13 protein-coding genes are annotated in these 15,806 nt (G+C 65.1%); 2 read left to right on the forward strand and 11 right to left on the reverse strand.

Annotated features, from left to right (window positions below):
* Position 1: 1 nt before the first annotated feature.
* From HY57_RS12270 to HY57_RS12285, 4 genes are all read right to left on the reverse strand, one after another.
* On the reverse strand, positions 2-928 hold the full coding sequence (locus HY57_RS12270; protein ID WP_019467279.1) for a CHAD domain-containing protein: 927 nt from the start codon (positions 926-928) through the stop codon (positions 2-4).
* A 76-nt stretch (positions 929-1,004) separates the two neighbouring features.
* The gene (locus HY57_RS12275) at positions 1,005-1,817 is read right to left on the reverse strand and encodes an NAD-dependent protein deacetylase (RefSeq protein ID WP_038580976.1); all 813 of its coding nucleotides are present in this window, start codon (positions 1,815-1,817) and stop codon (positions 1,005-1,007) included.
* Between the two features lie 40 nt (positions 1,818-1,857).
* Positions 1,858-2,583, reverse strand: coding sequence for an HAD family hydrolase (locus tag HY57_RS12280; RefSeq protein WP_192813474.1), 726 nt, complete (start codon positions 2,581-2,583; stop codon positions 1,858-1,860).
* Positions 2,584-2,679: 96 nt separating this feature from the next.
* Complete coding sequence (locus tag HY57_RS12285; RefSeq protein WP_019467276.1) at positions 2,680-4,440, reverse strand: amidohydrolase; 1,761 nt, start codon at positions 4,438-4,440, stop codon at positions 2,680-2,682.
* 228 nt (positions 4,441-4,668) lie between these two features.
* Here HY57_RS12285 and HY57_RS12290 point away from each other — a divergent pair, with 228 nt between their 5' ends.
* Positions 4,669-5,907, forward strand: a complete 1,239-nt coding sequence (locus HY57_RS12290; RefSeq protein WP_019467275.1) for an OprO/OprP family phosphate-selective porin — start codon at positions 4,669-4,671, stop codon at positions 5,905-5,907.
* Positions 5,908-5,951: 44 nt separating this feature from the next.
* On the opposite strand, the gene HY57_RS12295 is transcribed toward HY57_RS12290, so the two are convergent.
* The 5 genes from HY57_RS12295 to HY57_RS12315 form a co-directional block, all read right to left on the reverse strand.
* Positions 5,952-7,385: an amidohydrolase family protein gene (locus HY57_RS12295; protein ID WP_019467274.1), complete on the reverse strand. Its 1,434-nt coding sequence runs from the start codon at positions 7,383-7,385 to the stop codon at positions 5,952-5,954.
* A gap of 57 nt (positions 7,386-7,442) precedes the next feature.
* Positions 7,443-8,735, reverse strand: coding sequence for a thiolase family protein (locus tag HY57_RS12300; protein ID WP_019467273.1), 1,293 nt, complete (start codon positions 8,733-8,735; stop codon positions 7,443-7,445).
* Between the two features lie 27 nt (positions 8,736-8,762).
* A complete protein-coding gene (gene msrB / locus HY57_RS12305; RefSeq protein WP_019467272.1) occupies positions 8,763-9,251 on the reverse strand; it encodes a peptide-methionine (R)-S-oxide reductase MsrB in 489 nt (162 codons plus the stop codon).
* An 82-nt stretch (positions 9,252-9,333) separates the two neighbouring features.
* Positions 9,334-9,711, reverse strand: a complete 378-nt coding sequence (locus tag HY57_RS12310; protein WP_019467271.1) for a TraR/DksA family transcriptional regulator — start codon at positions 9,709-9,711, stop codon at positions 9,334-9,336.
* 105 nt (positions 9,712-9,816) lie between these two features.
* On the reverse strand, positions 9,817-12,258 hold the full coding sequence (locus tag HY57_RS12315) for a TonB-dependent receptor plug domain-containing protein (protein ID WP_019467270.1): 2,442 nt from the start codon (positions 12,256-12,258) through the stop codon (positions 9,817-9,819).
* Positions 12,259-12,638: 380 nt separating this feature from the next.
* Between HY57_RS12315 and fusA the strand changes: the two genes are divergently transcribed.
* Positions 12,639-14,774: an elongation factor G gene (gene fusA / locus HY57_RS12320; RefSeq protein ID WP_019467269.1), complete on the forward strand. Its 2,136-nt coding sequence runs from the start codon at positions 12,639-12,641 to the stop codon at positions 14,772-14,774.
* A gap of 149 nt (positions 14,775-14,923) precedes the next feature.
* Here fusA and tssJ read toward each other — a convergent pair whose 3' ends face one another.
* Together tssJ and HY57_RS21960 are read right to left on the reverse strand one after the other, a co-directional pair.
* Positions 14,924-15,451 (reverse strand): type VI secretion system lipoprotein TssJ, encoded by a 528-nt coding sequence (gene tssJ / locus HY57_RS21230; protein WP_019467268.1) that lies wholly within the window; start codon positions 15,449-15,451, stop codon positions 14,924-14,926.
* Entirely contained in the window at positions 15,448-15,717 is a 270-nt protein-coding gene (locus HY57_RS21960) for a hypothetical protein (RefSeq protein ID WP_200873878.1), read from the reverse strand. Before HY57_RS21960 ends, tssJ begins: the two co-directional genes overlap by 4 nt.
* Positions 15,718-15,806: the final 89 nt, after the last annotated feature.

Here is a 15,806-nt window from a genome sequence, read left to right on the forward strand (position 1 = left end):
GTCAGTGCGCGGGCGGGCGCCACCAGGCGCTCAGCTGTTCCAGCTTGGCGAGTGAATGCATGGCCTTCTCAGAGGCCTCAAAGGCAGTGCGCTTGGTCCAGCGGCGAAAGGCCTTCAGTCGCACCTTGGCGTCTTTGCCATCCGTCACCCCGCCCATCAGCTTGCGCGCCATCATGCGGTCATGCGCCAACCCCAGGTGCGCCTGCAGGTCGGCGAGGCACTTCAGCCACTGGCTGGTGGCCTGCTTGGGGAACGCATGCTCATACAGCTCGATGCTGTAACGCAGCTTCTTGGTGGCGCTGCGCAGGCGATGCAGGCGCTTCTGGCCACCGTCCAGCTTGCCGGCGCGCTTCTTCAGCTCGCCGAAACGCTTCTCGAGGGTGGCGGCAGCAATGTCACGGATGCGCCCGTCGGTGGGCGGCTCCAGCGTGTGAACCCAGTGCCGCCACGCCCGCAACGGTGTCGCCAGGCTGTGCCTCCTGAGCTGCGCCAGCGCCTGCTGGTGGTCCTGTTGTTGCAGTTTGCCGAGGATGTTGCGCAGGCCTTCCGCGTCAGCGGGCTTGCCGTGCGCCTTGTCGAGGAAGGCTGGCAGCGTTTCCAGCGCGAGGATATCGATGTCGCGGCATTGGCCGGTGGCTTCGCGGCAGGCGCGCAGATAGCCAAGCACGTCGTGCAGGTCGTCGTCGGACACCGAGGCCACGTCTTTCAGCGTGGCCGTGACGCGGCGCAGGCTGACACGCCATGCGTGCAGCAGTTTCGGGTCGTAGGGTTCTTCCAGCAGGCGCTTGCGTGATTCGGCCGCCTTCGCCAGATAGCCGTCGATGGTGTGCCGGATGCGATCGAACTCGGAAAGCGACTCCGACCGCTTTCGGGGCGAAACCACGGGCACACGCGATGGGGTGACGCGTTGCTGCAACCTGGCATTCATGCAGTCATTCCGGACGACCGGGATGTCTACTTTGCATCAAGTTGTCACATTACGCGAGCGACTTGAGGGCGCAGCGTCATGACACGAAGGCGAGGGCCTCCGCGCAAGATTGTTCGATCTTCAGGCTGAGCAGCGGGTCGGCCCGTGTTTTCCCCATGTTTACCGCGGCAATCGGTTTGCCCGCCCGCGCAGCGGCGGCGGCAAAGCGGTAGCCGGAAAACACCATCAACGACGAGCCGACCACCAGCATGGCGTCTGCTTCGTTCAGCGATGTGACGGCAGCGTCAACGCGTTCGCGCGGCACGTTTTCACCAAAGAACACCACGTCGGGCTTCAGCACACCGCCGCAATGCGGGCAGGGCGGTACATCGAAGGTTGAGAAATCGCGGCCTTCGAGGTCCGCATCGCCATCCGGTGCATCGCCGGCATCCAGCAAGGCCCACGCGGGATTGAGCTCCACCAATGCCTGCTGGAACGTGTCGCGCGGCAGGCGCACAGTGCAGCCCATGCAGCGTACTTCGTTCAGGCGGCCATGCAGATCGATGACCTCGCGATGCCCCGCCGCCTGGTGCAATCCGTCGACGTTCTGCGTAAGCAGCGTCGTCAGGCGCCCATGCTGTTCCAGCCGCGCAAGCGCGTGATGCGTGGCGTTGGGCCGGGCGCGTCCGAAGCGGCGCCAGCCCACCAGACTGCGTGCCCAATAGCGCTGGCGCGTGGCTTTTTCAGCCATGAAGGCCTGATACGTCACCGGCTGCGGTCGCTTCCAGCCACCGTGGGTGTCGCGGTAGTCGGGAATGCCCGAATCCGTGCTGCAACCGGCGCCGGTCAGCACGAACAGGCGCGGATGCGCCTCGATGAAATCACGCAGGCGCGCGCGATCGATCTCGATGTCGCCTGCGGGCGACACGGCGGATGCGTCGAGGGTGATGTCAGGCTGCAGCACGGCCCTGCAACTCCTCAATGGCACCGGCGATGCCGGTCGGGCCCTCCACCTGGATCACGCGGGAGGCACGGTCGACGAAGTCGGTGTCGGTCTCGTGCGCCCAGGTGACGTGATAGGGCATGTACACGCCCCAGCCACCCATCTCCACTACGGGAGCGATGTCGGAGCGCAGCGAATTGCCCACCATGGCGAAGCGGGCAGGCGCGAGCTGGAACTCGTCCAGCACGTTGCGATAGGTGCGCTCGTCTTTCTCCGAAACGATCTCGATGCGATGGAAAAGGTCAGCCAGTCCGCTGCTGGCGACTTTCTGCTCCTGATGGAACAGGTCGCCCTTGGTGATGAGCACCACGCGGTGGTGTTGCGCCACGGCTTCCACGGCCGCGCGGATGCCCGGCAGCAGCTCCACCGGGTGCGCAAGCACCTGCTTGCCCAGTTCGATGATGCGATGCAGGTCGGTGGCGCTGATGCGCTGCCCGGTGATGTCGATGGCCGACTCCAGCATCGACAGGGTCATGCCCTTGGCGCCGTAGCCGAACAGCTTGATGTTGCGGCGCTCGGTGGCGAGCAGCCGGTCGTGCACGCGTACATCCGCCAGATCAACGTATTCGCCGATGATGCGCTCGAACTCACCGTGCGCCGACTGGTAATAGCCTTCGCTATGCCACAGCGTGTCGTCGCCGTCGAAACCTACCAACTCAATCACGTTGTTCATCCGTCCGCCATGCAGGGCCAGCCCCATCACATGGGGGCATTTTCCCAGAAAACACCTTGGCGCCAGCGTCCGGAGCGCGTTGAGACCCGGCCGGGCTCAAGGGTGCGTACGAACCTTGTCCGGCAGGACATATTCGTGATCCATGGCGTGGATGGGGGCTCGCCAGACGCGGCTGCCATGGAGCACGGGTGACCATTCTGGCAATGGCGCCGGTGGCGGCAGGTCAAGCGACTGGAAATGCCCGTCAGCATGGACGACGCGGCCATCCATGACGGTAAGCGTTGCCGTGATATGGCGAATGTCTTCGTCCGGCACGGCGAAATAGTCGTCCGTGAGCACGGCGAAATCCGCGAACTGGCCAACGTCGAGTTGCCCCTTGCTGCCTTCCTCGCCGGAAAACCACGTATTGGCGCGCGTGTGCAGCGCCAGTGCGGTGGTGCGATCCAGTCGCTGTTCCGGTGGATAAAGCGTGACGCCGCCCATCGTGCGTCCCGTGGTCAGCCAGTACAGCGTCGTCCAGGGATCCATGCTGGCCTGTTCGGCAGCGCCGGAGCCGACACCCACCGGCAGCCCGGCGTCGAGCAGGTGGCGCAGCGGTGGGGAGCGCGCTGCCGCCGTTTCTCCGTATCGCCCGATGACGTATTCACCCTGATAGGCCATGTTCGGCTGTACGCAGATGCCGCCGCCCAGGCGTGCGATGCGCTCGATATTCCGCAGGCTGATGGTTTCCGCGCCATCGATGAACCAGGGCAATGCCCGCAGCGGCATCTGCGCATCGATGCGCTCGAAAACGTCGAGCGCCATGTCGATGGTTTCGTCATGGGCGGCCTGCAGACGCCATGGCCAGTGGCGCGCCGCGAGCCGGCTGGCCACGTCTTCCAGGTCCGCCGTTGCCTGAAGAGTGATGCCCGGCGGCGGTTGCCGGAAGTTGGGCCGGTCCTGCGCGGCATGGACGAGCACGTTGCCCGCGCCATTGAACCGGAACAGCTCGTCGCCATCGCCGTAACGGTTGATGGTGGACCAGTGCAGGTAGTCGGCGACCTCCGCGCCCGGCGTGTGTGCCGCAAGGTGGTACGCGATACGCACGGTGAGCAGGTGGTGTTGCGCCAGTTCCTCGATGGCGCGGTAGTCCTCCGGGTAGCGTAGGTACGGCGCGCCGGCATCGATCACGCTGGTGATGCCCAGGCGATTGAGTTCGCGCATGTACTGGCGCGTGCTGTTGATCTGGTATTCGTGGGGAAGCACGGGGGCATGGGCCAACGCCTGCTGAAAGACGCCAGTGCCCGGTGTCGCGATGAGCAGGCCGGTCGGCTGGCCTGCATCGTCGCGGTCGATATGGCCGTCGGCGGGATCGGGCGTCTGCGCGTCAAAGCCACACAGGGCCAGTGCGGCCGCATTGAGCACGGCCCGGTCCTGCAGGTGCTGGATATAGACCGGCGTGGACGGCGCCACATGGCTCAACTCTGCCGGTGTCGGCAACCGCCGTTCGGCGAACTGCTGTTCGCAGAAGCCGCCCATCACGCGCACCCACTGTGGCGCGGGCGTGCGTTGCACCTGTTCGGCGAGAAGGCGCATGGCCTCATCCAGGGTCGGCACGCTGTCCCAGCGCAGTTGCTGGTTGTAGTCGAGGCCGGTGGCGATCAGGTGCTGGCAGGCATCGATCAGGCCGGGAATGACGCGGCGTTTCCCGGCATCGATGACCAGGGTCGCAGGCCCCGCAAGCGAGCGTATCTGCCCACTGGTGCCCACGGCGACGATGCGCCGGCCACTGACCGCGAGCGCCTGCACTTCGGGCCGGTGCGCGACACCGGTGTGGATTTTCGCATTGTGGACGATCAGTGTCGGGTACACGGCCATAGGCGTCGCCTTGATGACAATCGTTCCCTTCGCGAACAGATGTACGGGGTTGCGCGTTTAGGAGGCGTCAAGCCGTTTGGTCAGGGCCTCATCGTCGCCAGCCGCTAGATTCCTGCGCCGTGGCACGGCTGGCAGCGCTCGATACGGGTCATGTGCATATGCACAAAAGTCATTTCCCGCCATGACAGCGATTGGACAGCATGCCTTGACTCGTTGGGAGGCGAGACCATGAACCGAACTGCATCCGCACACACCGCCTTCGCTTTTCGCCGCGCGCTTGCCGCAGGCATGTTGCTGTGTGCGGCGCCGGTGTGTTGCCTTGCGGACAACTATGACGTCTACGGCAACTGGCCCACGCACGTGACGGCGTCGGACGGCACGGACTTTGGCCTTGCCGTGCTGTACCAGTACGACGTCAACCGCTTCTCCAACGACGGTGGCCGCTTCGAGGATGCCAGCACGAACCGGCGCCGCTACCTTGGCCTGTACCTGCGCAAACCCGGTGTCTACGACGCCATCGCCCAATACGACTTCCAGGCGAAGCAATGGGCCGATGCCTTCGTGCGCTTCCGCAGTAGCGGCGTGATCGGCCAGGACGTAGGCAACGTCCGTTTCGGTTATTCCAAGACGCCAGTGGGTTTCGAGGGCGTCACGAGCACATCCGCCACCACCTTTATTGAAACGGCCTTGCCGACGCAGGCCGTGTGGGAGGGGCGTCGTGCCGGCGTGGATTGGGCGTTGGTGCGACCGCATTTCATCATCAACGTCGGTGACTATTTCTGGCGCAAGGATCTGGATGGCAATAATCCAGGCCGCACCTGGGCCGGACGTGCGGCGTGGATACCGCTCAATGCACCCGGGAACGTGCTGCATCTGGGCGTTTCCGCCTCACGCGAGACGCTGGACTGGGCGGACAGTGGCGCCGTGCCGCCATCGGCACGCTTGCGCGCCCGTCCCGAGGACGGCTTGTCGCCGGTCCGGCTGGTGGATTCGGGCAACCTGCCATACAGCAAGAGCGTGAGCCGCCAGGGGTTCGAGGGATTGTGGATCCAAGGGCCGTGGTCCTTGCAGGGTGAATACCTGCAGGCGCAGGTCGAACGCTACAAAGGCAAGCCCGACTATGACGTAAGCGGCTTCTACGTGTTCACCACATGGACCCTGACAGGCGAATCGCGGGCCTACAGTGACGGCAACGTGGCGGACCGCCGCTACAACGGCCGCGACCTGCAGGCGGTGCGGCCCGCGCACGCGTGGGGCGCGGTGGAACTGGCCGTGCGCTACAGCGAGCTGGACCTCAGCGATGGCGCCATCACCGGCGGCAAGGAGCATGACTGGACGGTGGGCGCCAACTGGTATCTGGGCGAGCACCTGAAATTCCAGGCCAACTACGTGTGGGCCTTCAGCGACAAGGGAAAGCTGAAGGTCGATCCGCACATCGTCGAGATGCGCGCGCAAGTGTACTTCTGATGCCGGCATGACCGGCGCCCGCGTCAGGGCGCCGGCCGTATGCCTCAGTGCAGGCCAACCGTGTCGTGGGTGGCGTCGAACATCTTCTGCGTGTCGTAGCCCACGCCGTTCTTGAACACGTAGGGCATGTGCTCGATGTCGGCGGTGTTCTTTGCGGGGTCACCATCGATCACCACCAGGTCGGCGCGCTTGCCGATGGCGAGCGTGCCGACGTCGGCGTCGCGGCCGAGGTACTTCGCGCCGTTAAACGTGGCGATTTTCACGGCCTGTTCGAAACCAAAGCCCGCCTCCACCAACAGTTCGATCTCGCGCTTGGACGAGTAGCCCGGCACCACGCCGCCATAGCCGGTCGGGTCGGTGCCGGCGAGCAGCAGGCCACCCGCATCGGCGTACTGCTTTTCCATGCGGGCGAGCTTGAGGTAAGTGTCGGGTGACATCCGGCCCTTGCTGCCCTGCACCTTGTTCCAGCTTGCCTCGTATTGCGCGCGTACTTCCGGAAGCATGAGGTCCAGCGCGCCCTGCGGTGCCTTCGGACGATTGGGCACGAAAGTCTCGAAGACCGTCAGCGTGGACGTGAGCGCCACGTGGTGGTCGATCATGTCCTTCATCAGTGCCTTCACTTCCGGGGACTTGGCGTCCACGGCGGCGAGCGAATCGGAAACGCCGGGGCTCTTGGGGCAGGTGTCGGGCTGCTTGTCCTTCACGAAATCGCTGGACACGAAAAAGCCGTGCTCCAGGTTGTCGATGCCCATGTCCACCGCTTCGCGATACGTCACCGAGCACAGGTGGGCCGTGACCTTCGCCTTGCGCGCGTGTGCCGTGTCGATCACGCGCTTGAGCTCCTCGCGGGTGATCTGCATGTAGGCCTTGTACGAGGTCACGCCCTCGTCGGCCCAGTAGTTGACGGTGCGCTCCGCATCGTCCGGGCCGCTGAGTGCGTGGACGGCGGGAATCGGCAGGCCGGGCCCGTTGAGATAGGGGCCGGTGACGTCCATGTCCGGCCCGATCACGCTGCCCTTGGCGATGGCGTCGCGCACGTTGAGGTCGGCGTACGGCATCATCGAGCCCGCCGTGCGCATGGTGGTGGTGCCGCCGGCAAGATACAGGCGCGGGAAGCTGTAGCTCATCTCGTTGTATTCGACACCGCCGGCCGGGTAGAACATGTGCTCGTGCACCATCACGAAGCCGGGCATCAGCGTCTTGCCGTGGGCATCGATGACCTTGGCATCCTGCGGTACCTTCACCTTGCTGCTCTTGCCGAGCGCGGTGATGCGGCCCTTGTCGACCACCAGCGTCTGGTCATGCGCCGCCTTTCCGCCGGTTCCGTCGATGACGGTGGCATGCGTGAAAGCGATCAGCGGCTGGTCGTAGGCGATGAAATCCTTGTCCGAAGGTGGCTTGCCGTCAGCCGCCGAAACGGCGGCCGAGGCCAGCAGGCCGGTCATGGCAAGGGTGAAAAGCGCAGGCTTCAACGTCATGGATGCTCCCCCATCTCAAACATGGGGAGCATCCTAACAAGCGGCGCCAGCGGGCGATCAAGCCGCTTCGAGCAGTGCCACCGTACCCTGGCCGCCGTCGGCGCAGATGCTGACGATGGCCAGCGTGCCGGAGGGCATCGCCGCCAGCTCCTTCACCGCCTGGCTCAGGATGCGCGCACCGGTGGCGCCAAACGGATGCCCAATGGCAAGGCTGCCGCCGTTCGGGTTCACGCGATCGCGCGGGAACGGGCCAAAGTCGCGATCCACGCCTGCCTTGCGGGTGAGGAACTCGCGGCTCTCCAGCGCTGCCATGTGGAACAGCACCTGCGCGGCGAAGGCCTCGTGGATTTCCCACAGGGCCACGTCGTCATAGCGCAGGTTGTGCCGCGCCAGCAGCTTGGGAATGGCGAACGCCGGCGCCATCAGCAGGCCTTCGATGCGGAAATCGACGGCAGCGACCTCCCAGTCCACCAGCCTCACGCGCGGCACGTGCGAGGGAACGCGCGCCAGCCCCTTGTCGCTGGCGACCCACAAGCCAGCGGCACCGTCGGTAAGCGGCGAGGAGTTGCCCGCGGTAAGCGTGCCCTGGCCACTGGTGCGGTCGAAGCTGGGCGGGAGCTTGGCGAGCTTTTCCAGCGAGGTGTCGGCGCGCGGAATACTGTCGCGGCGGAACTCGCCCACCGGAATGACCAGGTCGTCGAAGAAGCCGTTGTCCCAGGCCGCCACGGTGTGCTGGTGGCTGGCGAGCGCGTGCGCGTCCTCGTCCTCGCGGCGCAGGTGCCAGTCCTTGGCGGTGATCTCGGTGTGTTCGCCCATGCTCAGGCCGGTCGTGCGGTTCACGATGCCGGGGATGTACAGGCTGATGTCACCCAGCTTCAGCGACAGCGCGTGCGAAACCTTTTCGCCCACCGAGCGGGCCGTCTGGAACTGCCGGATCCAGTCGGACAAGCGTTGCGGCAGGCCCAGCTGCACGCGGCTGAGGCTGTCCACGCCGCCGACCAGCGCCAGCTGCATGCTGTCGTCGTCCAGCATGCCGGCCGCCTCGATCATGCCGATCATGCTGGTGGAGCAGGCCATGATGGTGGAGAAGGCGGGAATGGTCGCCGGGGCGCCCGCATCCATCAGCACTTCGCGCGCGATGTTGCTCCAAGTGAGGTTGGGCACCACCGTGCCCCAGGTGGCGAAGTCGGGGCGCTTCCCCTCCGGCAGGCTGGCGAGCATGCGCTGCACGACCGGCACCGACAGCGCGATGGCATCGTACGAGGCCAGTGCGCCATCGACCTTGGCGAACGGCGTGCGCAGGCCGGAAGCCAGCCAGACGGGACGGTCGTAACGGGACTTCAGGGGCATGGGCGTGTCCTGGCGAGGTGGGAAGAATCAGGCGGCAGGGGCTTGCCAGACCGCTCCTTCCGGCGCGCCCCGGCCCAGCTTGTCGGGCAGCGGGTCGGTATCGGCCACGAATTGGAGCGATACCGAGTTGATGCAGTAGCGCTGGTGGGTCGGCGGCGGACCGTCGTCGAACACGTGGCCCTGGTGGCTGCCGCAGCGCGCGCAGCGGATTTCCGTGCGCACCATGCCGTAACTGGTGTCGCGCACGTAGCTCAGGTGCTGCTCGTTGAAGGGCGTGGTGAAGCTCGGCCAGCCGGTGCGGCTGTCGAACTTGTTGCCGGCCAGGAACAGCGGCAGGCCGCACAGGCGGCAGGCATAGACACCGGCGCGCTTCTCCGTGAGCAGCACGCCGCAGAACGGCGATTCCGTGCCGTGGTCAAGCAGCACCTGGCGCTCGTCCGGGGTCAGCGTGGCGGCGAGGGCGTCGAACTGCAGCGGGGTGGGAGGGGACAGGTCGAAGGTGGAGCGATGGCTCACGGCGTGATCTCCTCGGCAAACGTTCCCGGACGGGAGCCCGGGTGCCCCACATGATCGGGGCGAACGCGTCCGGTGCAAGGGGTCAGCGCTGACGTTCGCGGGCCTCTTCTTCGGCCACGGTAAGCACCGCCTCGGGCTTGGCTTCCAGGCGCGCCTTGGGGATCGGGTCGCCGGAGTCGTCGGAGTAGCCGTAAGTGCCGTCGTCGATCTTCTCCAGCGCGCGCTGGATGTCGTTGACGCGCTGTTCGTCCACGTCATGCTGGGCCTGGCGCACTTCTTCCTGCGCCAGATCCTGCGCGGTGTCCTCGAACTCCTCGGCTTCGTCGCCGTGCTCCTCGGTGAAGCCGCGCTTGCGCGCGTTGACGTTCAGCTCGCCACCAAGCACCTGGCGTTGCAGCGCTTCCAGGCGCTTGCGCTGTTGAGCGATGAATTCAGGACTGAGGGACTGCTCGGCAGACATAGCGGACTCCATCGGGAGAAACCTCCCGTAGCTATGGCACACGCCTCGTTCGTGTGCGGTGAAGGGCTACGCACCGGCCCGCGAGGACGGGCCGGTGCGGTGCGCTCACCAGCGATAGGCCACCTTGCCGTAGACGTAGGCGCCATTGAAACCGAACGGCGAGAACACCGAGTACGGCAGGGTGCCATTGTTGTCGTTGGCCGGGATGACCCGATCGGGGTAAGTGTTGAAAATATTGTCGCCGCCCAGGGTGAAGGTCCAACGGTCCAGGTTGTAGTTCACCGCAAAGTCGAAGATCCACTTGGCGCCGAACGTCTGGTCCAGCGCAGCCGTGGTGGAGTTGTAGGACACGAAGCTGCCGTAACGCGTCGCCGTGCCGTCGAAACTCCAGTGGCCAAGGTTGTACACCTCGTTGAGGATCAGCTTGCTGCGCGGCGTGGTATCGGCCAGCAGGCCGTACTGGTCGCGCCGATCGACACGTTTGAGGTTCACGCCGAGCTGGTTGAGGATCGCCGGGTTGGCTTTGACGTCCGTCACCTTGTTCTTGTTGTAGTTGTAGCTCAGCGTGCTCTGCAGCGAGCCGGCATCGCCGAAGTCGCTCAGGTAGCTGGTCACCAGGTCCACGCCGCGCGTACGGGTGTTCACCGCGTTGGTGAAATACGCGATGCCGCTGTAGTTGAGGTTAGTGACGCCGTTGGCGGCAAGGTAAGCCCGCACCGTGGGCGAGGTGGTCGCCAGGTTGCTGGACAGCGTGATGCGGTTGTCGATGGTGATCTGGTAGATGTCCACGCTCAGGTTGAGCGGGTCCAGCGGGTTCCACACCGCGCCCAGCGTGTAGTTGTGCGACTTCTCCGGCTCCAGCGGCTGGGCGCCGAGCAGCGTGCCGACCTGGCTGTTCACCGGCACGATGCCCGTGTTGTAGATGCCCGCAGGCAGATGCAGCGAGTTGCCCGCGCCGTAGTAGAGCGACGAGGTGTACGAATAATGCTGCTGGGCCAGCGACGGTGCACGGAAGCCGGTGGAAGCGCTGCCGCGCAGGGCGAAGCGGTCGGTGAAGTCGAAGCGGCCCGCCAGTGCGCCGGACGTAGTGCTGCCGAAGTCGTTGTAATCCTCATGGCGCAAGGACGCCGAGGCGCTGAAACGATCGGTCAGGTTGGATTCCAGGCTGATGTACTCGGCCACGTCGTGGCGGCTGTACGAGCCCGCGTCGGTCAGCTGGTAGCCGCCGAAGCCCTGCGCACCGCCCGACACGCCGGACTTGCCGGTGTACCACGAGGTGAGGTCGCCTGCGTCGATCTGGTAGGTCTGGCGCAGGTATTCCGCACCGAAGGCCAGCGTCACCGGGTTGGGCAGCCAGCTGGTGGAAAATTCCTTGGCGATATCCACGTCGAAGGACTGCTGCGAGGCCTTGAGGATGCCGTCATGGAACTCGGTGGGGCTGTAGCCGAAGTCGTGCAGGAAGGCGCGGTTCACGCTGTTTTCGGTGGCATACGACACGCGGTTGCCGCCGTAGTTGCCGCTCACGTCCCAGCGCCAGCCGCTTTCCGTCTTGCCGCGGATGCCGACCACCAGCGAGCGGTCGGTGGAGTCGGCGTGCTCCAGCGGCAGGTAGCCGTTGGGATAGATCGACGGCACCGAGTTGCTGCTCGCGAGATTGCGGAAGAACGCCGGCGAGGTGGTGTTGCGCTCGCTGTAATGGCCAAAAGCGTAGAGCTGCACGTTCGGTGCGAGGTCGAACTGCGAGTTCAGGAACAGGTTGTGGTCTTTCACCGCCGGGTCGCCGTAGCGCTGGGTGGTGCCTTCCCATGGGCGCGTGCGATTGGGCTCGGAGCGGTTGGTGTAATCCTGGTTGCCGTCCTGCAGGGTGAAGCGCAGCCAGCCCTTGTCGTCGCTGAGCGGGATGCCGAAGTTGGCCGAACCCTGCCACTGGCGCCCGTCGCCGGCCGAATACTGGCCGCCCGTAACGTCGACCTCGCCGCCCTTGGCGCCCTTCTTCAGCACGATGTTGATCACGCCGGCAATGGCATCGGAGCCATATTGCGCGGAGGCGCCGTCACGCAGCACCTCGATGTGGTCGATGGCACCGATGGGAATGGTGTTGAGATCCACCGCCTGCGATCCACGGCCCAGTACGCCATTGGTGAGCAGGATGGCGCCGGGGTGCCAGCGCTTGCCGTCCACCAGCACCAGCACCTGGTCCGGCGACAGGCCACGTAGCTGCGCGGGACGCTGCGAGTCGGCGGTATCGGCGGCGGCGGGGCGCGGGAAGGTCAGCGACGGAATGATGCGCGCCAGCGCGGTGGTCAGTTCCGTGGTGCCGGTCTCCTTCAGCGTCTGCGCCGAGACCACGTCGATCGGCGTGAGCGAGCTGCTTTCGGTGCGGTTGTCGGCACGCGTGCCGGTCACGATCACCGTGTCGAGTTTCTTGGCGTTCTCGGAGGAGGGTGGTGGCGTGGCGTCCTGGGCGGATGCCTGGGAGAGGATGGAGAGCAGTGCAAGGGCAAGCAGGCTTGGCGCGGCCTTGTGGCCGACGAAATTCTTATTCATGTTGTGGTTTCCCCGGTCTAATAAAGCGGTGACGCAGTGCAACAACGGCAGGCTAGCGGTGTTGGTCCGTTCGAGTCAACAGCGGTATAGACGTCCAAACATGTCCAATGAATTCTGGTTTTTTCCTCATGACGCGATGGCATGAGCATGGGGCAGGGCAGCGCCGCCGTCACGTGACAAAAGTGACAGGGTGGCGACAGGCGGAGTTGGGTCCGCGTTTCACCCGAACGGGTGTTGAAAATGATTAGTTGTTGATTTTAAAGAAATTCACGCGGCATTGATGCTTCGCTGAACGACCCTATATCCGGCGGGTCGCCGTGCGGCGTGCGTTTGTTCAACGCCAGCCCGGCCGGACTGCACCTTCATTCAAGGCGGAAACCATGGCACGCAAGAAGTCGCTTCAGCTTTACCGGAACCTGGGCATCATCGCGCACATCGACGCCGGCAAGACCACCACGACCGAGCGCATCCTGTACTACACGGGCAGGAAGCATCAGATCGTGGACGTGCACGACACCAAGGACGGCAAGGGTTCCACCACCACCGACTACCTGGAGCAGGAGCGCAAGCGCGGCATCACTATCCAGTCGGCGGCGGTGTCCACCGAGTGGAAGGGCCACCAGATCAACCTGATCGACACCCCGGGCCACGTCGACTTCACCATCGAGGTGAATCGCAGCTTGCGCGTACTTGACGGCGCCGTGGTGGTGTTCGACGGCGTGGCCGGCGTGGAGCCGCAGACCGAGACCAACTGGCGCCTCGCCGACCAGTACAACGTGCCGCGCCTGTGCTACGTCAACAAGATGGACCGCATCGGTGCGAACTTCGAGCACTGCGTGAAGGGGATCCGCGAGCGCCTGGGTGCCAACGTGCTGCTGTGCCAGGTGCCGCTGGGCAGCCACGACGAGTTCATCGGCATGGCCGACCTGGTGGCGGGCGTCGGTTACCTGTGGAAGGGCGATGACAAGGACAGCCCGTGGGACACGGTGCCGCTGAGCGAGATCGCCGGCCGGGTGAACTTCACGGCCGCGGGCGACCGCGCCTGGGTGGAAAACCTCGAAAAGCTGCGCCAAGAGACCCTGGAATACGCACTGGCGATGGACGATGAAGCGTTCGACCGCCTTATCGAGACGGGCGAGTTCGATCCGGAAGTGCTCAAGGCATGCATCCGCAAGGGCTGCGTGTCGGGCAAGCTCGTGCCCGTCTTCTGTGGCTCGTCGTACCGCAACAAGGGCGTGCAGCAGCTGCTGGACGGCGTGATCGACTACCTGCCGTACCCGGGCGAAAACGGCGGCATCGCTCTGGTCGACGAGGATGGCCACATCACGGGCGACCAGGGCGTCGTCGACGACGCGCCCGCCCGCGCGCTCGCCTTCAAGGTCATCAACGACCAGTTCGGCACGCTCACGTTCTGCCGTATCTACTCGGGCGTGATCAGCAAGGGGGACACCTTGCTCAATGTGACGCGCGGCAAGAAGGAACGCATCGGCCGCATCGTGGAGGTGCAGGCCAACGCGACCAAGGAAATCGACGAAGTGCGCGCGGGTGACATCTGCGCGTTCGTGTCGCTCAAGGAAACCGAAACCGGCGACTCGCTGTCCGATCCGGCGCACCCTGCGCTGCTGGAGCGCATGCGCTTCCCCGATCCGGTGATCAGTGTGTCGGTGGAGCCCAAGAGCCGCCACGACGTCGACAAGCTTTCCACCGCGCTCTACAAGATGGTGAAGGCCGATCCGTCGCTGCGGTTGGAAGTGGACAAGGAAACCGGGCAGACCGTGCTCAAGGGCATGGGCGAGCTGCATCTGGAAGTGACCATCGACCGCATGCGCACGGAACTGGGCGTGGACGCCAACATGGGCAAGCCCAAGGTGAGCTTCCGCGAGGCATTCGGCCGCGCGGTCGAGCACACGTACACGCACAAGAAGCAGTCAGGCGGCTCGGGCCAGTTCGCCGAGGTGACCATGGTGTTCGAGCCGGGCGAGACGGGCAGCGGCGTGGTGTTCTCCGATGAGATCGTCGGCGGCCGCGTGCCGCGCGAGTACATCCCGGCCGTGGAGCACGCGGTGGACGTGGAATCGCAGGAAGGGCAGGTCGCCGGTTACGAAGTGGTGGACTTCAAGGCGCGCCTGATCGACGGCAAGTTCCACGACGTCGACTCGTCCGCGCTCGCCTTCGAAATCGCCACGCGCCAGTGCTTCCGCGAAGCCCAGAGGCTCAGCAAGCCCAAGCTGCTCGAGCCGGTCATGCGGCTGGAGGTGGTGATGGAGGCCGATTACCTCGGCGATGTCATCGGTGACATCAACCGGCGTCGCGGCACGGTGAGCGACCAGGGACAGAAGGGCACGCAGGCGTTCGTGCAGGGCTTCGTGCCGCTGGCGGAAATGTTCGGATACATCAACTTCCTGCGCTCGGCCACGCGTGGCCGCGGCACCTTCACCATGGAGTTCGACCACTACGAAGAGGTGCCCGCCAACCTGGTCGATACGCTGATGGAGAAGGAAGCGAAGGCGAAGTAGTCGCCTTCACTGCCGCGCCGTGGCCTCGCGGGGTTCACGGCGCGGCGGGATGCCCCAACATGCAGCGTGTGGTGTGGCTGCAGTCGGTAGGCCGGGCCCGTGGCGACATGGCCATGACAGGCGCCTAAGCCGCCGGGTGAGGGGCCATGCTACTTCTCACTTACACCGTCGCGACGACGAAGGGTTCGTTCGGTGATGTCGATGGTCACCGGGTCGGTGGTGGGCCAGCCTTTCCGGGGCACGATCAGGCGTGCGGCAGCCGGCTGGTCGGGTGTCGGAAAGAACACCACCACGCCGACAGCGCGCGTTTCCGCGTGCATCGGCTCGTGGAGGCTTTGGCTCGCGTACGGTCTCAGCCGAGTGCCCTGTGCGGACAGCAGATCGTCCTTCAACGCCTGGCTATCGTTCGTCAGCAACTGCTCGTCGCTCAGCGCAAGAAACGCCTCCGGCGCGCGGAGCTGATAGACGCGGACGACGATGGTCGGCGGCGGCTCTCCACTCGGTGGCGTGGAAGGGATATAACGCAGATCAATCCGTGCGTTGCTGACGTAACCCGGCGATACCCGCCGGTAGGTGTTGACGGTGCCGTCGTGAACCGCCTGACCCACACCGCAGGCAGTCACTCCGAAGATAGCGAGCCCGAGCAGGGGCAGGCGCAGGAGGCAAGAAGGCGTCATGCGCGTGCATCCGGTGAGCGCACCTCGATGAGATGGTCGCGTCCGTCTGAAGGCTGCCATGACGGTAGGTTCCATGCGCCCAGCCGGATACGGATCGGGCCACGGGCAGGCTGGGCGGGCGCCGAGGGAAGCAAGCTGGTATAGCCGAGGCTGCTCGCGCGTTCGTCCAATATCGGTGCCGGCATCAGATGGGGAGAGACAACCATTTCCAGTACGGCCTTGGCTTCGTACGAAAAGATCACCTGGGCGTACAAGGACGGCAACATCGTGCATGCCGATACCTGGAACGAGCGCTCGTAAAGCGCGTGTGCGGGCGGTCGCCCGATAGGCGGCCGATTCCCGTGGAAGCCTGGAC

Origin of the sequence: Dyella japonica A8 (genome assembly GCF_000725385.1) — a bacterium.
GTDB classification, from domain to species: Bacteria; Pseudomonadota; Gammaproteobacteria; order Xanthomonadales; family Rhodanobacteraceae; genus Dyella; species Dyella japonica_C.